This window comes from Treponema sp. JC4 (genome assembly GCF_000260795.1).
Lineage (GTDB): Bacteria > Spirochaetota > Spirochaetia > Treponematales > Treponemataceae > Treponema_D.
The window spans coordinates 103,973-128,241 of record NZ_AJGU01000003.1 but is presented as its reverse complement, the minus strand read 5'-3'; the positions used below and the strand labels follow the sequence as shown (position 1 = coordinate 128,241).

Below are 24,269 nucleotides of genomic sequence, written 5' to 3'. Positions count from 1 at the left end.
GTTAAAGATGTTTAGTGAAATATTTTCAGCAGAAGCGCTTGAAGACGCTTGGAATATCATTCAGTCGCAGTTTTTGCTTTCTACCTGGCAGACTGTTTACGTTACAATTTTAAGTACATTTTTCGCCTTTGTAATCGGACTTCCTCTGGGAGTTCTGCTTGTAACCGGTGAAGAAAAAGGCATTAAACCTCTTCCAAAGGGATTTATGCACGCCCTCAACGTAATCATCAATATTCTGCGCTCAGTTCCTTTCCTTATTCTGATGATTCTTGTTTTCCCTCTCACCCGTCTGATTGTGGGAACTGTTGTTGGAACTATTGCTACAATTCCGCCTCTGGTAATTGCGGCTTTTCCTTTTATTGCCCGCCTTGTTGAATCAAGCCTGCGCGAAGTAAACCCTAACACAATTGAAATGGCACAGAGCCTTGGCGCTTCTCCTTTACAGATTGTAGTTAAAGTTTTGATTCCGGAAAGCGTTCCGTCTCTTCTTTCCAACATGACAATCGCCATTACGACCGTATTGGGATATACCGCAATGAGCGGTATCATCGGTGGCGGTGGACTTGGAAAAATTGCAATCAACTACGGTTATTACCGCTATAAGACCTTAGTAATGATTCTTGCTGTAATTCTTCTTGTTGTACTTGTTCAGATTTTACAGAGTATAGGAACAAAGCTTGCCATTAAGTCTAACAAGGTTTTGAAAAAGTAAATTTTCTTTAAAAAAAAACACTCTCTGCTATAATTTTTTGTATGGATAATACAAGAAAAAGCAGAACAGCCTTTTTTGGCGGCAAATTTTATTCTCTTTCTGTTTGGGCGCTTTCATTCGGAAGTCTTCTGGGATGGGGCGCCTTTGTTATGCCCGGAACTACCTTCCTTCCAAGTGCAGGCCCTTTAGGAACTCTGATTGGTCTTGTGCTCGGCGCTCTTTTTATGATGATAATTGCGGCAAATCTTCATAATGTAATCAGCCGTAAATCAACCGGCAACGAGGCGAGCGGAATTTTTACCTGTACAAAGGAAGTTTTCGGCTATGACCATTCATTCTTGTGCATGTGGGCGCTTGCTCTGGCCTATATTTCAATTTTATGGGCTAACGCATCGGCCTTTGCCCTGATTATCCGCGTAATTTTTGGTGATGTTCTTCGCCAGGGCTTTTCTTATACCATTGGCGGCTATCAGATTTATCTGCTGGAAGTTCTTACTACAATCAGCGTTCTTGTATTCTTTGCAGTTTTAATCTGTCTTTCAGAAAAATATTCACGACTTTTAAACACAATTCTTGCTGTGATTCTATTCTGCGGAATTGTCGGCGGTGTAATCTGTCTTCTTGTAAAAAGCGGTGCTACTTCAAGAGATTTTCAGCCGGTCTTTTTAACTCATGTATTCCAGAATGGAGCTGTTTCCTCCAGAAAGGCTACAATCCCTTTTGTTCAGGTTCTGGAAGTGCTTGTAATGGCTCCCTGGGCTTTTGTAGGTTTTGAAGCCGCTTCCTTCTGTACTGATAAAGAGCATTTTTATGAAAAACAGTCCTTTTTAATAATGGCAGTTTCTGTCTTCTGTGGCGCTCTGTGTTATATCCTTCTTGCCTGTGCTGCAGTCGTAACCCGGCCTTCAATTTTTTTCAACTGGCAGGAATATATCGCCATGCTTCCGCTTTTAAGCGGAGTAGATTCCATGCCAACCTTCAGGGCAGTTTATACAATCTTAGGAAAGCCCGGTACAATCATCCTCTTTACCTGTTTTTTTGCAGGTTCTTCAACTGGAGTTCTTTGTATGTACCGCTCTCTTGCCCGTCTTCTGGCTTCACTTGGAAAGGATGAAATTATCCCTCACTGGTTTGCAAAACGCAATTCCAGACACGTTCCTCAGAATGCAATCATTTTTGTCGGACTTGTTTCACTGATAATTCCATTTTTCGGTCGTCAGGCAATCGGCTGGATTGTAGACGTTACAACAATGGGGGCCTGCATTTCCTATATTTATATTTCTGCCAGCTGCATCATAGTTTCAAAAGAAATCAGAATGTCTGAATCAATTCAACACCAGCACCGCTACAAATCAACTTATGTGCTTGTTCTGGGCATTGCCGGCGTTGTCCTTTCTCTCTTCTTATTTATGTTCCCTCTAATCCCGAATTTCTGGAGTATGAATGAGTTTTCTACAGAATCTTACGTCATCCTGGGAATCTGGAGTATTCTGGGCTTTGTGATTTTCAGATTTTTGTTCAAGAATGATAAGCGTAACCGTTTCGGTAAATCTACCGTTATGTGGCTTACCATGTTCTTTATAGTATTGTTTTCTTCTTCGATGTGGATGAGAAAGAAAACTTACATCCAGAGCGAAAAGGCTATCGATAATATTTCTACTTTCCATTATGCAGAGCACAGCAAGCAGGAAATCCCTATGACTAAGACTCAGCTTGCCAGGGAGCGTAATTTTATGGAAGAAGAAATGCAGGCGCTGCGTAATTCTCAGCTGATGACAAGTCTTATGCAGTTCATGATTGTAATGTTGATGCTTCTGATTATGTTCAATATTTTCAACACTCAGAAAAAACGTGAATATAAGATTGAAGAGGAAAAACTTAAGGCGGAAGAATCTAATAAGGCAAAAACGGTTTTCCTTTCAAATATGAGCCACGATATCCGAACGCCTATGAATGCAATTATCGGATATACGAATATTGCCAGAAGGCCAAATCTTTCTAAAGATGAGGTGCAGGAATATCTGCAAAAAATTGACGCTTCCAGCAAACACCTGCTTTCTTTAATTAATGATGTCCTTGAAATGAGCCGCATTGAAAGCGGAAAAATGGAAATTGAAGAAATTCCTTGTGATTTGAATTCTGTCCTTGATGAAATCCGCGATATGTTTGCAACCCAGATGACGCTTAAGAATATTGATTTCCAGGTTGAAGGAAAGAATCTTACAAATCCTCTTGTTTATTGTGACAGAAACCGTCTGAACCGTGTAATTCTGAATCTTTTGAGTAATTCTTACAAGTTTACTAATGACGGCGGAAGGGTCAGTTTTGTGATTTCTCAGGTAACCCAGCCCAAAGAAGGGGTTGTTCAGTACGAAGTCCGGGTGAAGGATAACGGAATCGGAATGTCGCCTGAATTTGCAAAAAAGATTTTTGAAGCCTTTGAGCGTGAACATAATTCAACGGTAAGCGGAATTCAGGGAACCGGACTTGGCATGACAATTACAAAAAGTATTGTCGACATGATGGGCGGTGTAATTGATTTAAATACTAAAAAAGGTGAGGGAACTGAGTTCATAATTAAATTTCCTTTCCGCATTCAGGAGGCTGAAGAGTCAGAGAGTGGAGAAGAACTTACTGCTAATTCCCAGGGAGAAAGCGGGGTTCAGGCAGAAAACTTTGATTTTTCTAAGTGCCGCCTCCTTCTTGTAGATGATGTGGACGTAAACCGCGAAATTGCCGTAATGCTTTTGACAGAGCTTGGTTTTATGGTTGAAACTGCCATAAACGGACAAGATGCTGTAGAAAAACTTGAGGCAGCCGAAGCTGGATATTTTGATGCGGTTCTTATGGATATTCAGATGCCTGTTATGGATGGTTATCAGGCTACTGCAAAAATCCGGGCTTTTACTGATGAAAAGAAGGCTCAGCTTCCTGTAATAGCCATGACTGCAAATGCCTTTAGCGAAGATGTAAAAAAAGCGCTTGAAGCGGGCATGAATGGTCACGTTGCTAAGCCAATCAATATGGACAATTTGATTGCAGTGCTGAAAAAAGAGTTATTCAATGCTTAAGGGGGTGGGCCATTTATTAGTTATTTTTGTAATTTGCTAATAAATCTGCCCAACTGTTGTTTTGTGCGAATTCTGACCAGGAAGAGTAGTTTGCAAGGCTTGGACCGTAGCCTGTTCTGCCGCTGCTTACTTTTCCTGTCAGGCGGGCTGCTGTAATTGAAATACCAAATGGGCAGCTTCCGTCGGAATTTATAAAAGAGTTCAGATCTCCGTAGGTGCTGTCTCCGCTGTAGTACCAGTTATGTTCTTTACCGCCAGACCATGCGTAAACAATTATGCTGCTAAGGTCTGAAAGCAGGTTTTCTGCAATTGCTGATACAGCAGAGTCGTTTTCATTTATCAGCATATAGGAAAGGGCGCCCAGATCATTAGTGTAGACAAAGCTAGCAGAAAAGAGGAAGCCGTAAAAGTAACCGCTGTTGTTTCTTTTCAGTTTTCCAATATGTCCCAGCAGGCTTGTACGGTCTCCCGATTCCATAATTGCATCGGCAAGCTGGCTGGTCTGTTTTTTTATATCTTCAATAATATCAGTTTTTGAACAGTCTACCAGAGTTAATGAAAGTTCCATGCAGGACGGGTCATTTAATTTTGTATTGGACTGACGAAGGGTTAGGTCTTTACATTTTTCGTAGTTGTAATCAATAAATTTTTTACCAATTTCGACGACGCTCGGGCTGTTTGTGCTGGCAAAAGGAATTACCTGATCGTAGTTATAGGTCGGACCGTAGGTCGTATTTGGAGAAGCAACAAGATAGTTAACTGAATTTCGAAGACCATAAACCTCTTCAATTGAACACTGCAGGCAGACATCCTCTACAAGCATATCGATTTTACCGAAGGTTTGATTTATGGCTGTCGCAACATCTGTTGTAGATAGATATTTATCATCATCTGTGGTTTCGTCCCAGCATAGGCTTCTGGCAGAGCTGGAAATAGAAGATGTTAATTCATTGTAAGGGCCGCCGCCGTGATTCTGAAGGACCAGAATTGTCTTTTCTGCCTGGAAATGATTTTTTGACCAATATAGGAAATTGTAGAGAGTTTCTCCGCTGGACATATCTACTTCATGATTATTGTTATAAATCCAGTTTACCGTGTCAGAGTAATCCACGGTGTTTGCTGACACATAAGTAGAAAGAGCCAGATTATTTCCTCTGTATACATATTCATTCCGGCTGTAAGCTCCAAGTTTCAAAAGGTAGGATTTTCCATCGCCAACCGGATTTGTGCATTTTTCTGTGTTTCCGTCAATCAGTACTACAACACTGATTTTGCTGGTATCAGCAGAAGTCAGTCCGAATTGTGCGTAGGCAACATTATACCAGGCTACATTGTTCAGGTTGTTATCTCCGTCCAGATACATCATAAAAAGGACTTCAGTTTCTTCTACAAAATCTGCTGAATCAATGATTTCGCTTTGCGAATATATGCTGTCAGAAGAAGAGTTAAGGGCAAGGCCCATTTCGCAGGAGATGGCTAAAAATGCTGCTATAACGAGAAAACTATATGTTATAAATCTGACTGTCGTCTTCATCCCTTAAATAGTAACATAGAAAGTTAAATAACAAAATTTAATTTTTACTAAAAATTTGCTAAAATATGTTGACAAACTATATTGTATACAATATAAATAAGGCAAGAAAAACATAGCGGAATTCTGCTGTAAAGTGAGGTGAAATATGGGAATTTATGATTTTAAGGTAATGGACAGAAAAGGAAACGAAGTTTCTTTATCGGAATTCAAAGGAAAGGTTCTTTTGATTGTAAATACTGCCACAGGCTGTGGTTTTACGCCTCAGTATAAGGGTTTGGAAGAACTCTATCAGAAGTATCACGATAAGGGACTTGAGATTTTAGACTTCCCTTGTGACCAGTTTGGACATCAGGCTCCTGGTGATGATGATGAAATCCACGAGTTCTGTACGATGAAGTATCACACAACTTTTGATCAGTTTAAGAAAATCGAAGTGAATGGCGAAAACGCAATTCCGCTGTATAATTATCTTAAAGCACAGAAAGGCTTTACAGGTTTTACAGGAGTAAAAGGCGCTATCATGAAGGCAGTGGTTTCAAAAATAGACCCTGATTATGAGAACAATCCTAACATCAAATGGAATTTTACAAAGTTCCTTGTTGACCGCGAAGGTAATGTTATTGAACGCTTTGAGTCTACTGTTGAACCAAAGAAGATTGATGATAAGGTAGCAGGCCTTTTGTAATAGAACACCGGCGGCTCTGACCGGCCGCCTTAGACAAGGAGGAAACCATGTACGATGTAATTGTAATTGGAGCGGGACCGGCAGGTATTTCTGCGGCTCTTTACGCTAAACGTGCAAATCTGAATGTTGTAGTGCTTTACCATGGCGAAAGTCAGCTGGATAAAGCTCATAAAATTGATAATTACTACGGTTTTGAAAATGGAATTTCTGGCCCTGATTTGTATGCTGCGGGAATTAAGCAGGCAAAAAATCTTGGTATAGAAGTTCTTGATTCAGAAGTAACAAACATTCAGATGGCAAGTCAGAATTCGTACATGGTATCTTCAACTGGCGGGGATTACGAAGGTAATGCAGTTATTCTTGCAACCGGAAATAAAAAGCTCCGTCCAAACCTTAAAGGTCTTTTAGAACACGAAGGAAAGGGCGTAAGCTACTGTGCTGTTTGTGACGGTTTCTTCTATAGAAAAAAGAAGGTTTGCGTACTTGGAAACAAACTTTATGCTCTGGAAGAAGCCATGCATCTTGCAAATATGGCGGAGTCGGTTACCATCCTGACAAACGGCATGGACGATTCTGAGATTACTTCTCTTTTGGAAGAAGAAAAAGCAAAGGGTGGGGCAGCAGAAAAAATCCAGCTTAATAAGCAGAAGCTTTCTGAAATCAAAGGCGAAGGCAAGGTAGAAAGCATCGTATTTGAAGATGGCAGCGAACTTGCCACAGATGGCTTCTTTGTTGCCCTTGGCTCTGCAGGCGGTGCAGACTTCGCTAAAAAACTCGGTCTTACCCTCAACGGCGACAGCATTGCAACTGATGAAAAAATGGCAACAAATGCTCCAGGCGTATATTCCTGCGGTAACGTAAACGGCGGACTTTTACAGGTATGTAAAGCTGTATATGAAGGTGGCGTAGCAGGCTTAAGTGCGGTAGAATATGTTAGAGGTCTTAAAAAATGAGCGACATAGAAAACCAGTATTCTAAATATGACTGCCTTTTATTAAAAAATCAGCTTTGCTTTCCATTATATGCGGCATCCCGAGAAATCCTTCGCAAATATACGCCGCTTCTAAAAGAACTGGATTTAACTTACACCCAGTACATCGTAATGATGGTTTTGTGGGAAGAAAAAGAACTTAAGGTAACCGAACTTGGCAGCCGTCTTTTTCTGGATACAGGTACTCTTTCTCCGCTTTTAAAATCAATGGAAAAAAAGAACCTTTTGCGTCGTACCCGCAGTAAGAGCGACGAGCGCATTGTAATGGTTGCAATTACAGAGGAAGGTCAGGCTCTTCGCGAAAAAGCCTGTACTGTTCCACAACAGATTGGCGGCTGTGTTAATCTTAATCAGGAAGAAGCTGAAACTCTTTACAAGCTTTTGTATAAGATACTTAACTGTTAGGATTTATAATATTCTTCAATCTTTTCCCGGCAGCGGAGGAAGTAATAATTCAGCATAGGGTCAAAATGAATGCCCATTCCATCCTGGATTATCTTAAAGGCTTCCTCCGGTGGAATTGCTTTTTTATAGCAGCGTTCACTTACCAGAGCATCATAAACATCGGCAATTGCCATTATGCGGGCTTCCAGAGGAATTTTAGTTCCCTTTAATCCTTCAGGGTATCCGGATCCGTCAAAACGCTCGTGGTGGTAGTGAGCAATATTTTCGCAGACTTGAACAAATTCCTTGTCATCATAATCTTCAAAAATATTTCTTACAATTTCTGCTCCTTTTTGAGCGTGGGTTTTCATAATTTCAAATTCTTCCGGGGAAAAGCGGCCAGGCTTACGTAAAATCTGGTCATCAACGGCAATCTTTCCTAAATCATGCATAGGAGCGGCCTTTACAAGGCTTTCATAAAAATTATTTGAGCGTCCCAGACGGTTTTCTATCCTCATATCATCAGTCAATATTTTTACAATCTGACGGGTACGGCGGATGTGCTTTCCTGTGTTGTTATCCCGGTTTTGAACCATTTCTGCCATTCCAAGGACAAACTGTTCCATCAGATTTTCGAGCTTTTCGGTCTTTTCTGTTACTTCTTTTGTAAGGGTTTCGTTGTAATTATTCAAAAGACGAATATTAAGCTGTTCGCGTGTATTGTCTTCAATTTTAATCTGATGTCCGGCCGGTTTATGCTTTTTTGAAAAAAATCTGGAAACATAAAGGTTCGAAACAGAAATTTTAAAACTTTTCTTTTGTAAATTCAGAGTTGTTTCTGCAATTCCCTTGTGGCTGTCAGCAGCGTCCATCAGTTGGTTCAGGGTCGAAAAGAATTCAGTTGAAGAGTCCAGTCTGGAATCAACATAAAGATTCTTGAATTCGGGAAAAAATTGTTCTGCAAGTGAATTACAGCCAAGATAGCGGTGTTCATTATCAAAAGAAGCAATGCCTATAGTTTCACTCTGCTGAATTGCAATACTTGTCATCAGGTCAATATCGTAAAGAGCGATACGACGAATCATAACCAGCAGCATAATCTGTAAAATTGTGTAGGAACAAGGCATTACGTCTAATTCGGGAGCAATTGCACGGCCAATAATAAAGGCAATGGAAATCACACTGTAAGAAAGAAGCATTACTGCAGCATTTCGGCGGGAAATCTGTTTCTTTCTTAAACTGAGCAGCATAATCAAAAAGTCAACTATGATAAAGAAAACAAGAATGCAGTAGTAGATTGTATGAACAGAAGTGTACTGTTTTCTAAGATAGGCAATGCCGTTTGTGTTTCTGAGAAATACCTGCTTGTAAAGAATTCCTATAGTCCATGGGCTTAAGGCCATAAGAACAATTCCTGTGGAAAGGAGGAGAAAACAGAAAGAGGTAATGTAACGGTTCAGCTTTATTTTACAGAAGGTAAAAACGTAGAGAAAACTGAAGAATTGAAGTCCGAAGTTTAAAAAATACAAAAGACCGTTTAGTAAAAGTGCCTCGGAAGTTGAGGTAGAAAGGGCAAATTTAAAATAACAGAGATTGATAAGAGGGATTAAAAGAAAAATCAAAGAAAGATAAATGGAAACGTTGCGGCCCCATTTCGCAAAGAAAAATGTTGTTAATAAGATAGAGCTTATAAAAAGCAGCGTATAGTAATAAAAAAGCATTTATTAAATCCATTGAATATTTTACACCATGAATAGTCATGTGGCAAAATTTTATTGTTATTTCATATTTAAATCGGTTAAAATAATAATATGAAAATTATTCATTGTGCAGATATTCATGCGGATTCTGCGATGAAAGGTCATTTTTCTAAGCTGGCCTCTCAGCGCAGGGAAGAAATTGTAGATGCCTTTGGGCGCATGGTAGATTTTGCCCAGGAAAACGGGGTTTCTGTCATAATTATTTCGGGCGACCTCTTTGATACAGGGAAAAATCAGCACAAAACTCTTAAAAACAGACTTTTTTATATCATTTCAAATCATCCCCAGATTGATTTTTTATATCTTCGCGGAAATCATGATGAAGCATTTAATATAGAAGAAACTTATCCTAACCTTAAACTTTTTTCTAAAGAGGGGTGGACTTCTTATTCCTATGGGCAGGTTGAAATTTCTGGCCGGGAGTTTGGGGCTTCCATTCCAGCCAGCGCCTATAGTCAGCTTAAGCTTGATGCGGGAAAAACTAATATTGTTATGCTCCACGGACAGCTCGCGGACTACGCGCCAAAAGAAGATGCTCCTGTAATTTCCCTTCCAAAACTTATTAATCAGAATATTGATTATCTGGCTCTTGGGCACATTCATAATTTCAGACTTGAAAAACTGGACAGTCGTGGAGTCTGGTGTTATCCGGGCTGCCTGGAAGGGCGGGGTTTTGATGAATGTGGAGAAAAGGGCTTTGTACTTTTGAATATTGAAGACGGCAAGGTTGAAACACAGTTTATAAAGAATTCTCAGCGTATAATTCACGAGATTGAAGTGCCCCTTAGCGGGACAATGACTTATAACGAAATCCTTAAGGCCTGTGCCCAGCGTACGGCAGCAATTTCTCCAAAAGATATTGTTCAGATTGATTTAAAGGGCGAGATTTCTGAAGATACGGAAATTGAAACAGATTCTTATGAAGTGGCTCTGGCTTCTAATTTTTATTTTATCAGATTTAAAAATCAGACAGAAGCAAAGATTGATTACGAAAAATACGAAAAGGATGTTTCCTTAAAAGGCGAGTTTATCCGTCTGGTAAAGGCGCAGAAAGAGCTGAGCGAAGAAGAAAAATCAAAAATCATAATTACGGGAATCCGGGCTCTTGCGGGGAGAATGAACTGATGGAACTGATTAAGGCTCATATCACAAATTTTGGAAAGCTTAGCAATTATGAGGTGGATTTTAAAAGCGGGCTCAACACCTTTATTCACGAAAATGGCTGGGGAAAAACAACCCTTTCGGTTTTTATAAAGGCCATGTTCTATGGAATGGAGTACACAACTTCTAAAGATCTGGAAAAAAATGAAAAACTGAAATACGCACCCTGGCAGGGCGGCCAATACGGCGGAAGCCTTGAGTTTTCTTATAAGGGAAAAATTTATCTTGTTACAAGAAGCTTCGGACCTAAAAAAAATGATGATACTTTTGAGCTTCGGGATTTGAAAACTAACCGTCCCAGTTCAGATTTTACTTCAGATTTGGGTAGCGAACTTTTTGGAATTAACCGCGAAACTTACGGACGCAGTGTTCACCTTGTGCTAAGCGAATCTCCTGCGGGTTCAACTGATATTTCTGCCCGTCTCAATAATCTTGTAGAAGCCGGAGATGTTGCTTCTTTTGATAAGGCTATGCTTGCCCTGGATAAAAAGGCAACTGCCCTTAAGGCAAAAAAAGGAAAAATCGGTCAGCTTTTTGAAATTCAGACTCAGATTGACTGTGACCGCGAAAGTCTTGAGGAAATAAAAGCAAAGGAAATACAGAACGAAGAGTATGAAAAAAAGACTGCTGCACTGGACTCTGAAATAGAAAAATATAAAATGCAGCAGCAGGCTTTGACCCGAGAACTTACTGAACTTGCAAAGTTCGAAGGAAAATTACGCTACGAAGGACTCAAAAAAGATCTGGAAGAGGCGAAAAAAGGGAAGGCGGCACTGGAAGCCTTCTTTAACGGAAAGGTGCCGGAGCCGGAGGTCTTAAAAGAAATTGATGAAATCTCAGCTTCCTACACGACCCTTGCGGCAAATCTTAAAAGCGGTCAGATGACTCAGAGTGAAAAAGATCAGTATGAAAGTCTGAAAAATTATTTTGCAGGCGATATTCCTTCAAAAGAGCAGATCGATTCCTGCCTTAAAACTGACGGCCAATTCAGACTTTTTAAGCAGCAGGAAAGTGAAAAAAAACTTACGCCTGCAGAAGAGGCTGATTATAAGGAACTAAAACAGAAATTCTCTGATAAGGATAACAAATCTTCTGCCGCAGCAGGAAGATCTTCAAAGGAAAAGTCAGAAAAGGGGAAAAGCCTTCTTCCTGCAATATTTATGGGACTTGGTTTTGTAAGCCTTCTTGCTGCCTCTCTTTGTTTTATGCAGGGCTTACCTTTGTTGGTGGGTGCTCTTGCCTTTGGCCTTGCCGTGATATTTTTCCTTCTTGGATTTGTCAGCGGACGGGCAGCAAAAACAAGTCCTGAAGAGCTTGCGGCGCTTATTCAGCGGGAAGTTGAGTTTGACCGCTATTCCAAACTCCAGCAGAAATCAAAAGAGCATTTTGACTGGCTGCAGGCTCAACCAAAAATGGCATCGGAATATGAAACAGAACTTCGTGCTTTTGTAAAACGCTTCTGCAAAACAGATGACATTTCTTCTATTCCTACAGAAATTCAAATCCTCAATGAAAAAATGAATAAGTTTTCTGAACTTGAAAAACGTATAAATAGCAGCAGTCAGAATATTCAGCTTCAGACGGAGATAAAAGAAAAGCTTCTGCAGATTCTGAGTCAGTATAAAACGGAAAAAACTCTGGATTATACGGCTCAGGTACGGGAACTTCATGACAGAATTAATGATTTGAAAAATGCAGATGCTTATATCAGACAGGCAGAGGCAAAAGTCCGTGATTTTGAGGCTAACCCTCAGAATGACGTAAAATCCTTAGCTTCGCTTAAAAAGCCTGAAAAATTGAACGAGCAGCTTAAGGCTGAACTGGATTCAATAAATCATCATGTAAATGAAAGAATTGCCCTTCGAGCTGAATATCAGAAAAAAATGAATGATAATAATTCACTCATAGAAAAGAAAGATGATATTGAAAACGAAATTGAACGACTTGCTGTAGAAAAGCAGGAAAAAACAGGTCAGCATCAGATTCTTTTACAGACAATGGACTTTTTAAAGCGTGCAAAAGAAGAACTTGATGCAAATTACAGCGATCCTATGAAGGAAGGCTTTGCAAAATATCTTGCGATGATTGACGCTGAAGAAAAGGCTGGCTCTCTTTCAAAAAAACTTGTGATTGATACTGATCTTAAGGTTTGCCTTGATGAAAACGGAAAACTCCGCGAAAGCCAGTATCTTAGCGACGGCTATAAGGATTTGGTTAATTTCTGTTCCCGAATGGCTCTTGTTGATGCGCTTTTTAAGGACGAAAAGCCTCCTGTAATTCTTGATGATCCTTTTGTAAATCTTGATGATGAAAAAATTAATCACGCGCTGGCTTTATTAAAGCAGATGGCAAAGGAAAAGCAGATTTTGTATTTTGCCTGCCATAAGAGCCGGGAAGTAAAATAATAGACTGGGAGGGCCAGATGTCTAGAAAAACTGACGAAATAAAAAAATCGATTGGGCGGCTGGAAGAAATACAGCAGAAGTTCTGTGAAAATGTCAGCCCTGAAGGGGAAGGAACTCTCCTTTGTGAGCAGATGAAATCTGAAATACAAAACCTAAAGCTTTGGATTAGTATGCTTTACAAATATAACGGCACTTCAAAAAGCAATGCAAAGGTTGCTGCCAGCCGGGAAAACGGAAAGAAGGGTGGCCGCCCTCCTAAGTTTGTGACCGACCTTAAAAAGCAGAAAAATGAACTTGAAGCCCTGCTTTCAGATCTTCACAGCCAGCAGATTTCGGCATCTATTGAAGAGGAAGAAAAACTGACCCTGCAGGCAGAAAAAGCAAATCTGGAACTAGATGCAGTAAATCAAAAACTTTCGGAGTTGAAAAATGAAAAATAAAAGATTTTCTTCCATTATTATACTTGCTTTTCTTTCTCTTTTTACCGGGCTTTTTGCAAAAGAAACTTTTGGATTTCGTAATCTGAAAACTTATAAATATACACCGGGTACTCAGGTGCTTTATTATGAACACGTAAAATCTGGTGCCCGCCTTGTCTGGCTTAAAAACAAGGATACAAACCGTGCCTTTAATCTTGCCTTTCAGACCCGTTCTTATGACGATGTAGGACTTCCTCATATTTTTGAACATTCCTGTCTTTCCGGTTCAAACAAATATCCAAGTTCAAATTTAACCTTCCAGATGGGCGCTCAAACCTACAATACCTTTCAGAATGCCCTGACTTATCAGCTTTTTACCTGCTATCCGATTGCTTCACTTTCTGAAGACCAGCTTTTTGCCAGTCTGGACGTTTACATGAACGGAATATTTGACCCGATTGTTCTTACTCAGGAAAATGACCTTAAGCGTGAGGCTGTCCGTTTTGTTCTGGATTCTCCAGATGGTCAGATTTCTGCTACCGGTGCTGTTTATAATGAACTTACCGGAGTAATGGCAAATAAAAACATGGTCCACTATTACAATCTGCGAAAACTTTTGTATCCGAACAGTACTGACTCTTTTATCACCGGCGGAAAACCAGAAGATATCCTGAATGTGACCTGGCAGAGCGTAAAGGATTATCACAAAAAATACTATCAGCCTTCCAACATGGTAATTTATCTTTACGGAAATCTTGATATAAACCGTTTCCTTAAATATTTTGACCAAGAATTTTTATCAAAATATGAACGTACAGAAATTGATCTATCAGATAAATATTATGAAGACTGGGAAGGCTTCCGGGAGCAGACTGCGGAATTTCCGGTAACAAAGGATACTCAGACAAATAATTCTTCTATATTCTCTTATGCCTTTGCAGTAAATGGTGCAAGTCCGGATAATTATAATGACCTTAGGGTTATAAATAATTATCTTAGTCAGGAATCTTCCTGGTTGAGCCGTACTCTAAAGGAGCGTTTCCCTAACGCAAATTTCAGCTGTTTCTGTAATAATCTTTGCCGTCGTCCTTATTATACTTTTGAAGTTCAGAATATTAACGAAGAAGATAAGGAAGAACTGAAAAAGATTTTTGAAGAGGCAGTAAATCAGCTTTGTGAAGAAAAAATTGATAAAAAATACATAGAAATTTTTGCAAATCATTTTAAAATGACCACAATTTTTGATGAGGAAAATCCGGATGGAATTACTGATTTACGTTCTGCAGGAATTTTGTGGTCGGTTTCTGATGATCCTGTAAATTTTATCTCCTACAGAAATGATCTTTTTAAGCTTGCAAAAAATTCTACTCCAGATTCTGTACTTGCTACTGCAAGAAAGTTCCTTTTAAATCCAAAACAGAGCGTTGTTCTTGTTACAAAACCTGTAGCAGGTCTTTCAGAAAAACGTGCTGAAGAAAATGCAAAGTATTTTGCTGATAAAAAAGCAAAAATGTCTGCCAGAGAAATTGCAGCCCTTGTAGAAGACAATAAACAGTATAATGAATGGATTACCCAAAATGAAAAAATCAATCTTATAGATAAGGTAAAGGTTGTAAGTGCTCAGAATCTTCCGGAAGAGGCAGTAGACGTAGAAATAAAGGATTCCAGAGAAAAAGGTTTCAGGACTCTTACTGGAGAAAAACCTGGTCTTCAGTATGTAACTGCTTCTGCCATGTTTAAGCTCAATACCCTCCCGCCGGAATATCTTCATCCGGTAATGCTTTATTTTTCTCTTTTGCAGAATCTGCCTACAAAAAATCATAGTCTTGAAGAACTTGAAACGCTTGATATGCTTTCTACTTATTCTTCATCCTTTTACACAGGCTTCTATACTTTAAAAGATAAACTGGAAACTGGTGGAACAGACATTTATGCAACTGCTCAATTTATGTGCCTGAACGAAAAACTGGCAGATTCACAGAAATTAGTTCACGAAATTCTTACAGAAACAAAGCTTGATGATTATGAGACTATAAAAAGTCTTGCGGGCCGACTTGCAAAATCTAAACGTCAGGGAAATATGAATAATCCTGCAGGTCTTGGTTTTGAACTTGCCTTTACTGCAGCACACCCTGCATACACAGCCCGATATTATGCAACCCGCTTTAATTACTGGGACTTTCTGGAAAAAGTTTCAAAAATGAATAAGGAAGAGCTTGATTCTCTTGTGACCAAAATTCAGGAAGGATTGAAAATCGTCTTTAACCGTCAGAACCTTACTTTTACCTGTGTAGGCGACAAAAAACAGATAGAAAAGTGCCTGAAATATGAAGAGGCTTTTTATGAAACTTTAAACGGGGAAGAACTCAGCCTCCAGAAAGTATTTGGTGAGCACGAAGCCCTTCCAAAAACTGTTGCTGTAATCATTCCTGGAAAGGCAAATTACTGTTTTACGGAAATCTCACATGCGGCACTTGCAGATAAACATAATGCTAAGTTTAGTGTACTTACTTCTTTCCTTGATGATACATATCTTTTCCCGGAACTCCGCTATAAATATGGGGCTTATGGAGCTGAATCTTCTATAAGTGACAGCGGTTTCCTACTTTTTTCTTACCGCGATCCGGAACTTTTAAATACCTTCAGAATTTTTTCTAAAGCTTCTGATTTTATAAAAAAGGCTTCTATAAGCCAGAAAGATCTGGACGGGTACATTACTTCTATTTATTCAAAATTACAGGAGCCTGTTTCTGATTCTGCCTTGATGAGCAGTAAAATCAGCCGTTACCTTTCTGAGGATTACGAGCAGGAAAAAACTTTGCGTACTATGAAAGAGGTGAAATCTGTAAAAGCTGAAGATTTAAGCCAATTTGCCTTATATCTTGATATGCTGATAAAGAACGGAGTCAGAGTTGTTGTCGGCAGTGCAGAAGCTATTTACGATAATCAGACTATGTTTGACCTGATTATTACAGAGTTTATGAAGTAAGTTTTTTCCTGAGCTCTATAATTTCTGCCTGGCTAAGGATTGCTGCATTTATAAAGTAATCGCTTAGCGCCTGCTGCAGGTTTGGAATTTCTGACGGGGACTTTCCAAGAAGTTTTTTATAAGAATATTCCAACAGGCGGGGACTTCTGAATTCTCCAAAGCCCGCTTTTGAAGTTTTTTCGTAATCCTCTGTGATTTCCTTCCAGCTGGCGCCGCATAGGGCTGCAAGAATGCTGCTCATAGTCCCGGTACGGTCTGAACCAAGACGACAGTGGATATAAAAAGGGGCAGGGTGATTTATAATAAAGTCCACAATTTTCTTTACTGTCTGACCATATTCCTGACTTTGCGGGTCAAAATATACAGTTTCGTAAGAGGTGTCTATAAGCAGCTGATTTCCGGTTTTACGGATTTTTTTCATGGGGCGGTAAAACTTTTCTCCAAGCTCTTTATTAAGTCCTTCATCGCCGCAAAGGGTAATTACCGAGCGGATTTTATTTTTGGAAAGTGCCTTATTTACAAGTTTTATCCGGATATTTTCTGTGCTGAAGGCCGGACGCGATTTCTTATATGGATGATAACCCCGCCAGAGATTTTTTGTAGCAGGAACCTTCCGAACATTTGAAATTCTGGCCCGCTCTTGAGGAGCTTTTAAGTTAATATTGCAAAGTTCTTCTATATTATTAAGGTATTTTTCCTTTTCTTTGATTTCTGGAAGAAAAGATTTATCAGTAAGAATTACGAAGTTGTTTCCAAAACTTTCTGTGCAGGGAGTAAGACCACTTTTTAAGGCTGACTTGGAAAGGGGTGTTTGAGCTGTAACATAGTCACAGCTGCCGTTTTTATAATAAATTAAAAAGTTGAATTCTGGAAAGCCAATATTACCCGGTGCAGAAACTTCTTCATAAGGTTTTGTTAGAGTCCAGATTTCATCTGAAGAAAGCTTCATTTCAAAATCCGGATTTTTCCGCCAGAGGGTAAAGCTTGCAGTTACAGTAACGCTTTCTATGTCCTCAGCAGCTGTATCAGACAGAGCGAAATTCTTTAAGTTCAGTTCAAAAGTTACAGTTTTTCCGCCGTCCGAAAGCTTATACATCCCTTACACCTTGAACCTATTAATTTCGCCGGTAACCTTTTCAATACTTTCCATATTCTGGCGGCTCTGGTCATTTATAGCCTGCATGGAATTATTGATATCGTTTACGCCGGTAGACATTTCGTTCATGCTGCCAGAAATTTCAAGGGTAACAGAAGCAAGTTTTTCCATTTCATTCTGGATTTTTTCGCCTCCGCTTGCCATTATTTTGGCTCCGTCTTTTACCTGAGAGGTAATCGAATTAATCTGCTGCATTGCATCAAGAATCTGCTGACCGCCGGCAGACTGTTCGTCCATTGCGCTCTTAATTACAGCTTCCTGATTTTTTACGTCCTGAGTATTTTCAAAAATAATGTTGAACTGCTGCTGGATTTCCTTTGAATCTTCGGTTACCTTTGCAATCAGCTCTTCAAGACCGCCCAGCATAGAAGAAATTCTCTTGCTCTGTTCGTTAGAATCCTCTGCCAGTTTTCTGATTTCGTCTGAAACTACAGCAAAACCTTTTCCAGCGTCACCCGCGTGAGCCGCTTCAATTGCCGCATTCATGGCAAGAAGGTTTGTCTGCTCTGCAATATTCTGAATAATTGAGGTGGCTTCCATAAGGCCTTCTGATTCATCAGAAATCTGACGGATAGAATCTGCAGTCTTCTGAACAATTTCGCGGCCGTTATCAGCTGAGTCAGTGAGTTTTTCTACGGCCAAGGCATTTTTTTCAAGGATTTCGGTTACCGAGCGGATATTTGCAACCATTTCTTCAACGGCGCTTGTAGACTGAACTACACTGTTAGACTGCGCTTCAATGCTGTGGTTAAGGTTTGTAATGCTGTTTGAAATTTCGTTAACAATATTAGTATTCTGTTCAACGGCTTCGGTCTGATTTGTAACCTGGCCTCTGATGCTTGAAATGTTACTTGTAATCTGGTTGAGGGCACTTGCGGTTTCAGTCATATTGTTTGAGAGAACAGTTGCAGCGTTTTTCATTACAGAAGATTCACTCTGAACTGTCTGCATTGTGCCGTCTATTTTCTGGATTGTCTGATTAAAGTAAGTTGCGATATCCGTTACTTCGTCATTTCCCTGAACAGGAAGACGCTGTGTTAAATCACCTTCACCTTCAGAAATATCCTTAAGGATGCTGGAAACATTTTTAAGCGGACGTATGATTGTACCGCAGACAATCTTCATAACTATGATTGTGGTAATAAGTCCAAGTACAAAGGCAAATGCCAGCGTGATGTAAATGGAATTATCTGCCGCATCAACAATAGAAAGTGGAATTACAAAAACGTAATCCATCTGAACGTAATGGTTTTCCGACTGATAACTTCTGATTTCGTATTTTGTGCCGCCAAAAGTGGTACGGTACCATACTTTGTCACCAAGCTTATAATTTTCCAGCCCTGCAAGATTGTGATTTGCAAGCTTTTTATTTTCGTAAGAGGAATCCAGCTGATCTATAAGGACAGTTCCGCTTTTATCAACAATGATGATTTTTTCATTTACTTCTGATTCATCATGGGCAATTACGCCCTCAAGGAAGGTTTTAAAGGATTTATAATCTTCCATCTGATTAACTGAACCGCTGATCATAGCAATCTGGTTCATAACCATAGGATTTCCGGCCTGTTCTATACCGTGAAAATACTTGTTGATTGCTGCATCGGTTGTTGCAAGGTTCTTTTTTGTAAGTTTTGTGTACTGTTTTTCATCAATACCGGAAATTCTGTAATAAAGGCATAGGCCCATAATCATAAGGATAAAAGTCATTACCAGGGATGCCCATAAAATAATCTTAAAGGAAATAGAGTTTCTTTTCTTTGCCATGGTGATAATTATAATATGATAATACAAATTTCTCCAGTTATACTTTTTCTATGGTATAATTAAAAAAATGGAGGCAGGATGAAAGAACTGATTTTTGGAGCGGCATATTACAACGAATATATGCCTTATGACCGAATTGAAAAAGACCTGACGCTGATGAAAGATGCCGGAATGAATACAATCCGCATTGCAGAATCAACCTGGAGTACGGAAGAGCCAGAAGACGGAGTTTTCAACTTTAAGCCGGTAACTGATGTGCTTGATGCAGCTGAAAAAATCGGCATGCAGGTAATTATCGGAACCCCAACCTACGCAGTCCCTGCCTGGCTTGTAAAAAAATATCCCGATATAATGGTGACAAACCGTTCCGGTCAGGTAAAATACGGTCCGCGCCAGAGTATGGATATTCTTCATCCGGATTTTTTGCGTTATGCCGAACGGATTATCAGAAAACTTGCAGAAGCAGTTCAACCTTATAAATGCGTAATTGGCTTTCAGCTGGATAACGAAACAAAGCACTACGACAATTACGGAAAATATGCCCAGAAAAAGTTCCTGAAATATCTTAAGGAAAAATACAAGACAACAGATGCCTTCAATAAAGCCTTTACTCTTGCCTACTGGAGTAATTCAATTAACAGCTGGGAGGATATGCCTGATATTTCTAACAGCATAAACTGGAACCTCCACTGCCAATACGAGCATTTTCTCAGGACTTGTGCTGCTGACTATCTCAAATGGCAGTCTGAAATCATCAGCCAGTATAAGCGTCCTGAGCAGTTTATAACCCACAACTTTGATTTTGGCTGGATTGGTTATTCTTATGGCGAGCAGCCGGGAATTAATCATTATGAGGCAAGTTCCGCTGTCAGTCTTGCAGGCTGTGATATTTATCACCCAAGTCAGGACGAACTTACCGGGGCTGAAATTGCCTTTGGCGGAGATAAAATCCGTTCCCTCAAAAAGACTAATTATCTGATTCTGGAAACCGAGGCTCAGGGCTTTAAGGAGTGGACTCCATATCCTAAGCAGCTGAGGCTTCAGGCCTTCAGTCATCTTGCAAGCGGGGCAAACGGACACATGTACTGGAACTGGCATTCCATTCACAACAGTATGGAAACTTACTGGAAGGGAGTTCTGGGACACGAGCTTCAGCCGGGCGTAATTTATAATTATGCAAAAGAAATCGGGAAGGAATATAAAAAATACGGAGCCCAGCTTATCAATCTGAAAAAGAAAAACGAAGTTGCTCTGGTAACAGACACAGATTCCCTTACGGCTCTTAAATTTTTCCCTATGGATTATCCGACAGGCGGCCTTTCTTACAATGATGCTGTACGCTGGAGCTACGACGCCCTTTATAAAATGAATGTTGAATGTGATGTCGTTGATATTAATGCGCTGAATCCTGCAGATTACAAGATGATTGTTACACCGGCTCTTTACTGTATTTCGCCTGAAAATGCAAAGAAGCTTTACGATTATGTGGCAGAGGGCGGTATTCTTTTTTCGACCTTCCGTTCTTTCTACGCTGATACAAAAGGAAGTGTTTACGATGCTCCTCATCCTTATAATCTTACAGATATTTTTGGCATGGAATATTCGATGATAACCCAGGCGGGTAGTGCGAAGCTTATGGGAAGCCCGGTTGAGGTTTACGCAGAGCTTTTGGAAAATAAAAATGCTCAGGTGATTGCCACTTACCAGCATAAATACTGGGGCAATTATGCTGCTATTACAAAAAACAAATTCCGTAAGGGCATTGCCTATTATTTTGCCGCAAAAACTTCGCAGGAAGTACTTTCGCAAATATTAAAAGATGCTCTTAAAGAAGCTGGAATTTCTCTTTATCCGGTAAAGTTCCCGGTTATTATAAGAAGTGGAGTAAACTCAAAGGGTAAAAAAGTTCACTATATTTTCAATTATTCGAGTGAAGATTATTTTATTGATAATCCTTTCCCGGATAGCCTTGATATAATAAGTGAAAAACCTTATTTTACCGGTGATAAAATTGAAATTGCGGACTGGGATTTTGTAATTCTGGAAGAACAATAATACAATGATATAATAATGCTATAATACAAGTAAGGAGAAACTTTTATGAAAAAGACAGGAAAAATTCTCACAGTATTTATTATTTCTTTTGTAATGCTGACATTTTTTGGCTGTGGCAAAAAAAGCGCTCAGTATTTTAAATTGTGGAATGATTGCGATTCTTTAAACGCTTTGATTGAATATGTTGAAGACGTAACAAATAAAAAATCGCCGAATTATATTCCGGTAGAAGACCGAATCGTTACTTTTGATATGGATGGAACCTTTATCGGTGAGCTTTATCCTTCATATTTTGAATACAATATGCTTGAGTACCGCGTTCTTGATGATCCTGATTATAAGGGCAAGGCTTCTGAAAGTGAATTAGCTGCAGCAAATGCAATCAGAGATTTTGTCCGCAATGGAAAAAAACTTCCTGACCATTTTGATGTGATTCACGGACGGGCTGCTGCAAAGGCTTATGCCGGAATGACTATCCCGGAGTTTGATGCCTATGTAAAAAATTTTGCAAAAAAACACCAAACGGTTTTGAGGGTATGACTTATGCAGAATCGTTTTATAAGCCGATGCTGGAAGTTTTTGATTATCTGACTGCTAATAATTTTACCTTTTATGTAGTTTCCGGTTCGGACCGTTTTATCTGCCGTGCCCTTGTGGATTCACTTGGCATTGCACCAAACCGTGTTATCGGTATGGATGTGCTTTTAAAATCTGATAATCAGGGAGATGAAGAAGGCGTTGATTATACTTTTAAGACTTCCGATACTCTTCTTAGAACAGATGTTTTGCTTATCAAAAACCTTAAGACAAACAAGGTAAAAAATATTGCCCAGGAAATCGGAAAGGTGCCTGTTCTTTCTTTCGGAAACAGTGGCGGCGACTCTGCCATGCATAATTACTGTCTTGCCAACACAAAATATAAGACTTGTGCCTTTATGCTTATTGCCGATGATGACGAAGACGACCATGCCAATCGCGAAAAAGCCCTTAAACTTGGTCAGCAGTGGAAAGAAGCCGGTTACATCGTAATTTCCATGCGAGATGACTTCAAAACCATCTACGGCGAAAACGTAAAAAAGGTGGATTTTAAGTTTTAGCTAGGGCGGAATTATTTTAGCAGGATAACGCTTTTTTCTTTCACTTCTGAGAATTTTAATGTTAAATTTAAACTGTGAGTAATTTGAACTGGCACACAGCCACAATTGAAGAACTGGAACTTTTGCAGAAAACTTCTATTAATAATGGCGTTTTTGCAAATAATTACAGCGCGGTAAATTCTATTTTATACGCAAAAAAATATGATTCTCAGATTGCAATTCAGGACGGCTGGATTTTTGAAAAGTATTATGCTGGCGGCGAATCTGCCTATGCTTTTCCTCATCGCACGGATGGAAAGACTGAAGGTGTAAAAGAGGCTCTTTCACTTCTTGTAGGGGAAGCTAAAGAAAGCGGCAAACCTTGTATTTTCAGGAATATTACGGCAGAAGAAAAAGAACTATTACTTGCAAATTTTACTGCTTCAAAAATCGAAGAAGCCCCAGATTTGAGCGACTATATTTATAATCAGGAAGATTTGGCAGGGCTGCCCGGTTCAAAATACAGCAAAAAGCGAAATCACATAAATCAGTTCAGAAAAAAATACCCTGAATTCAGGCTGGAACTTATTAGTCCAGAAAATTTCAAAACAGTCTGTACTCTGGAAAAGACCTGGTTTTCTGAAAGCTCAGAAAGCCTTGATTTACAGCAGGAAGCAGAAATAATCTGTGCGGCGCTTAAGAATTACGAAGAATTTGCCCTTAAGGCTGGAATGAAGGGAGGAATCCTTTTTGTGGGCCAAGAGCCTGCCGCTTTCTGTCTTTCCAGTACTTTGAGCCCGGACGTTACAGACATTCACTTTGAAAAATGCCTTTCTTCATTTGCCCGCGACGGCGGCTATGCAGTCATCAACAATGAATATGCCAAAACTATTACAAGTAAGTATATAAACAGAGAGGAGGATCTGGGCATTGAAGGTCTTCGCAAAGCAAAGCGCTCTTACTACCCGGAAATCCTCCTTCCAAAGTTTAATGTTGAACTGTAAGCCTTCTTATTTTTCCTGAGGGTAAACAAGTCCCCAGTCTTTTCTAAGGCCGTCCATCTGCTTTATCATATAAAGTGAATCCGAAAGCGGCATTGAATTACTTTCAATTTTGCCTTCTGCAAGACACTTTTCGCATTCTAGAAGTTCGTATTCGTAGCCTGTAATCTGTGGCGGTACGTCAATCTTTTTTATCAGACGATCAGAATCATCAAAAACGCTTACCGACTGAGGATTGTTTATGTTTTCTACTATTATATAGCCCTTTTCTCCGTAGAAAATTCCCTTGCGGTCACTTCTGGTGTAAATGCCGGCATTTAAAACTGCCATTTTTCCGTCGCGGTAGAAAATCGTAATCGATTCAAGTCCGTCTACGCCCTTATCTGTCATCTGCACGGAAGATTCTATGCGTTCGATATCAGTTCCAAAATGCATTGCCGCAAAGTTCAGCGTGTAAACACCAACGTCAAGAAGAGCTCCTCCCGCCAGCGCCGGCTCCACAATTCGTTCCTTCTTTTCCATGGCATACGAAAGGTTTGCCGTAAGAACCCGAATCTTTCCTATAATTCCGCTGTTAATTACATCATTAATAATCTGGCGGCTAGGCATATAGCGGGTCCAGATTGCCTCTGTAAGAAAAACGCCTTTTTTGCGCGAAAGTTCAATAATCTTTTCTGCCTGACCTGCATTCATGGTAAAGGCCTTTTCGCAAAGTACCGGCTTTCCGTTATTAATGCAAAGCTCTGCGTGTTCAGCATGATGTGAGTGGGGCGTTGCAATGTAAACCAGGTCTACTGCCGGGTCGCGTACAAGCTCTTCATAACTACCGTAGGCTTTTTCTGCCTTGTACTCTTTTGCAAAGGCCTGAGCTCTTTCAAGAGAGCGTGCCCCCACCGCATAAAGTTTTACTGTCTTCATACCAGCCATCGTCTGTGCGAGCGTACCCGCAATTCGTCCTGCGCCTATAATTCCTACATTCATAACTTGAATTATATTATGTCTTTTTCTAAAAGGAAAATAATTCTTTGTTTTTGCACTGAAGAAGAAATAATAAAATTTTTGTTAAAAACACCAAACGGGTTTACAATAAAAGAGATAACGTTTTT

Annotated in this window: 18 protein-coding genes; 13 read left to right on the top strand and 5 right to left on the bottom strand. The window is 39.7% G+C overall.

From position 1 onward, the window contains the following. The first annotated feature begins 7 nt into the window (after positions 1-7). Positions 8-712, top strand: a complete 705-nt coding sequence (locus MSI_RS02930; protein WP_009103553.1) for a methionine ABC transporter permease — start codon at positions 8-10, stop codon at positions 710-712. Between the two features lie 41 nt (positions 713-753). After that, positions 754-3,783 carry an amino acid permease gene (locus MSI_RS13805; protein ID WP_009103551.1) on the top strand — a complete coding sequence of 1,010 codons (3,030 nt, stop codon included), beginning with the start codon at positions 754-756 and terminating at the stop codon, positions 3,781-3,783. A gap of 16 nt (positions 3,784-3,799) precedes the next feature. Here MSI_RS13805 and MSI_RS02920 read toward each other — a convergent pair whose 3' ends face one another. After that, entirely contained in the window at positions 3,800-5,317 is a 1,518-nt protein-coding gene (locus MSI_RS02920) for a clostripain-related cysteine peptidase (protein ID WP_081481347.1), read from the bottom strand. Between the two features lie 145 nt (positions 5,318-5,462). Here MSI_RS02920 and MSI_RS02915 point away from each other — a divergent pair, with 145 nt between their 5' ends. The 3 genes from MSI_RS02915 to MSI_RS02905 are packed head-to-tail and all read left to right on the top strand — an operon-like array spanning position 5,463 to position 7,398. Continuing rightward, positions 5,463-6,002: a glutathione peroxidase gene (locus MSI_RS02915; protein ID WP_009103547.1), complete on the top strand. Its 540-nt coding sequence runs from the start codon at positions 5,463-5,465 to the stop codon at positions 6,000-6,002. Positions 6,003-6,049: 47 nt separating this feature from the next. Further along, positions 6,050-6,955 carry an NAD(P)/FAD-dependent oxidoreductase gene (locus tag MSI_RS02910; protein ID WP_009103545.1) on the top strand — a complete coding sequence of 302 codons (906 nt, stop codon included), beginning with the start codon at positions 6,050-6,052 and terminating at the stop codon, positions 6,953-6,955. Continuing rightward, a complete protein-coding gene (locus tag MSI_RS02905) occupies positions 6,952-7,398 on the top strand; it encodes a MarR family winged helix-turn-helix transcriptional regulator (RefSeq protein WP_009103543.1) in 447 nt (148 codons plus the stop codon). Before MSI_RS02910 ends, MSI_RS02905 begins: the two co-directional genes overlap by 4 nt. Here MSI_RS02905 and MSI_RS13800 read toward each other — a convergent pair. Further along, on the bottom strand, positions 7,395-9,098 hold the full coding sequence (locus MSI_RS13800; RefSeq protein ID WP_009103541.1) for an HD-GYP domain-containing protein: 1,704 nt from the start codon (positions 9,096-9,098) through the stop codon (positions 7,395-7,397). The two genes, MSI_RS02905 and MSI_RS13800, sit on opposite strands and share 4 nt — an antisense overlap. A gap of 90 nt (positions 9,099-9,188) precedes the next feature. Between MSI_RS13800 and MSI_RS02895 the strand changes: the two genes are divergently transcribed. From MSI_RS02895 to MSI_RS02880, 4 genes are read left to right on the top strand one after another with little or no spacing between them, the layout of a single operon-like run. After that, positions 9,189-10,262: a DNA repair exonuclease gene (locus MSI_RS02895; protein WP_009103538.1), complete on the top strand. Its 1,074-nt coding sequence runs from the start codon at positions 9,189-9,191 to the stop codon at positions 10,260-10,262. Beyond that, positions 10,262-12,703: an AAA family ATPase gene (locus MSI_RS02890; protein WP_009103536.1), complete on the top strand. Its 2,442-nt coding sequence runs from the start codon at positions 10,262-10,264 to the stop codon at positions 12,701-12,703. The genes MSI_RS02895 and MSI_RS02890 overlap by 1 nt, the downstream gene beginning before the upstream one ends. 17 nt (positions 12,704-12,720) lie before the next feature. Next, a complete protein-coding gene (locus MSI_RS02885; protein WP_009103535.1) occupies positions 12,721-13,143 on the top strand; it encodes a hypothetical protein in 423 nt (140 codons plus the stop codon). After that, positions 13,133-16,111: an insulinase family protein gene (locus MSI_RS02880; RefSeq protein ID WP_009103533.1), complete on the top strand. Its 2,979-nt coding sequence runs from the start codon at positions 13,133-13,135 to the stop codon at positions 16,109-16,111. The genes MSI_RS02885 and MSI_RS02880 overlap by 11 nt, the downstream gene beginning before the upstream one ends. On the opposite strand, the gene MSI_RS02875 is transcribed toward MSI_RS02880, so the two are convergent. After that, a complete protein-coding gene (locus MSI_RS02875; protein WP_009103531.1) occupies positions 16,101-17,207 on the bottom strand; it encodes a tyrosine-protein phosphatase in 1,107 nt (368 codons plus the stop codon). The genes MSI_RS02880 and MSI_RS02875 overlap by 11 nt on opposite strands. Positions 17,208-17,210: 3 nt before the next feature. Further along, on the bottom strand, positions 17,211-19,031 hold the full coding sequence (locus MSI_RS02870) for a methyl-accepting chemotaxis protein (RefSeq protein ID WP_050983886.1): 1,821 nt from the start codon (positions 19,029-19,031) through the stop codon (positions 17,211-17,213). A 78-nt stretch (positions 19,032-19,109) separates the two neighbouring features. On the opposite strand from MSI_RS02870, the gene MSI_RS02865 reads away from it, so the two are divergent. From MSI_RS02865 to MSI_RS02855, 4 genes are all read left to right on the top strand, one after another. After that, positions 19,110-21,086: a beta-galactosidase gene (locus tag MSI_RS02865; protein ID WP_009103526.1), complete on the top strand. Its 1,977-nt coding sequence runs from the start codon at positions 19,110-19,112 to the stop codon at positions 21,084-21,086. Positions 21,087-21,131: 45 nt separating this feature from the next. After that, positions 21,132-21,626, top strand: a complete 495-nt coding sequence (locus MSI_RS13795; protein WP_009103524.1) for a hypothetical protein — start codon at positions 21,132-21,134, stop codon at positions 21,624-21,626. Further along, positions 21,623-22,183, top strand: a complete 561-nt coding sequence (locus MSI_RS13790; protein ID WP_009103521.1) for a hypothetical protein — start codon at positions 21,623-21,625, stop codon at positions 22,181-22,183. Before MSI_RS13795 ends, MSI_RS13790 begins: the two co-directional genes overlap by 4 nt. Before the next feature lie 74 nt (positions 22,184-22,257). Next, a complete protein-coding gene (locus MSI_RS02855; RefSeq protein ID WP_009103519.1) occupies positions 22,258-23,166 on the top strand; it encodes a DUF2156 domain-containing protein in 909 nt (302 codons plus the stop codon). Positions 23,167-23,172: 6 nt separating this feature from the next. On the opposite strand, the gene MSI_RS02850 is transcribed toward MSI_RS02855, so the two are convergent. Then, positions 23,173-24,144, bottom strand: a complete 972-nt coding sequence (locus MSI_RS02850) for a Gfo/Idh/MocA family protein (RefSeq protein ID WP_009103517.1) — start codon at positions 24,142-24,144, stop codon at positions 23,173-23,175. Positions 24,145-24,269: the final 125 nt, after the last annotated feature.

Bases quoted from the DNA above. Each gene is read 5' to 3' on its own strand.
- MSI_RS02920 (WP_081481347.1), bottom strand. From the start codon at position 5,317: ATGAAGACGACAGTCAGATTTATAACATATAGTTTTCTCGTTATAGCA.
- MSI_RS02890 (WP_009103536.1), top strand. From the start codon at position 10,262: ATGGAACTGATTAAGGCTCATATCACAAATTTTGGAAAGCTTAGCAAT.
- MSI_RS13800 (WP_009103541.1), bottom strand. From the start codon at position 9,098: ATGCTTTTTTATTACTATACGCTGCTTTTTATAAGCTCTATCTTATTA.
- MSI_RS13805 (WP_009103551.1), top strand. From the start codon at position 754: ATGGATAATACAAGAAAAAGCAGAACAGCCTTTTTTGGCGGCAAATTT.
- MSI_RS02875 (WP_009103531.1), bottom strand. From the start codon at position 17,207: ATGTATAAGCTTTCGGACGGCGGAAAAACTGTAACTTTTGAACTGAAC.
- MSI_RS02895 (WP_009103538.1), top strand. From the start codon at position 9,189: ATGAAAATTATTCATTGTGCAGATATTCATGCGGATTCTGCGATGAAA.
- MSI_RS02915 (WP_009103547.1), top strand. From the start codon at position 5,463: ATGGGAATTTATGATTTTAAGGTAATGGACAGAAAAGGAAACGAAGTT.
- MSI_RS13790 (WP_009103521.1), top strand. From the start codon at position 21,623: ATGACTTATGCAGAATCGTTTTATAAGCCGATGCTGGAAGTTTTTGAT.
- MSI_RS13795 (WP_009103524.1), top strand. From the start codon at position 21,132: ATGAAAAAGACAGGAAAAATTCTCACAGTATTTATTATTTCTTTTGTA.
- MSI_RS02870 (WP_050983886.1), bottom strand. From the start codon at position 19,031: ATGGCAAAGAAAAGAAACTCTATTTCCTTTAAGATTATTTTATGGGCA.
- MSI_RS02885 (WP_009103535.1), top strand. From the start codon at position 12,721: ATGTCTAGAAAAACTGACGAAATAAAAAAATCGATTGGGCGGCTGGAA.
- MSI_RS02850 (WP_009103517.1), bottom strand. From the start codon at position 24,144: ATGAATGTAGGAATTATAGGCGCAGGACGAATTGCGGGTACGCTCGCA.
- MSI_RS02865 (WP_009103526.1), top strand. From the start codon at position 19,110: ATGAAAGAACTGATTTTTGGAGCGGCATATTACAACGAATATATGCCT.
- MSI_RS02930 (WP_009103553.1), top strand. From the start codon at position 8: ATGTTTAGTGAAATATTTTCAGCAGAAGCGCTTGAAGACGCTTGGAAT.
- MSI_RS02905 (WP_009103543.1), top strand. From the start codon at position 6,952: ATGAGCGACATAGAAAACCAGTATTCTAAATATGACTGCCTTTTATTA.
- MSI_RS02910 (WP_009103545.1), top strand. From the start codon at position 6,050: ATGTACGATGTAATTGTAATTGGAGCGGGACCGGCAGGTATTTCTGCG.
- MSI_RS02880 (WP_009103533.1), top strand. From the start codon at position 13,133: ATGAAAAATAAAAGATTTTCTTCCATTATTATACTTGCTTTTCTTTCT.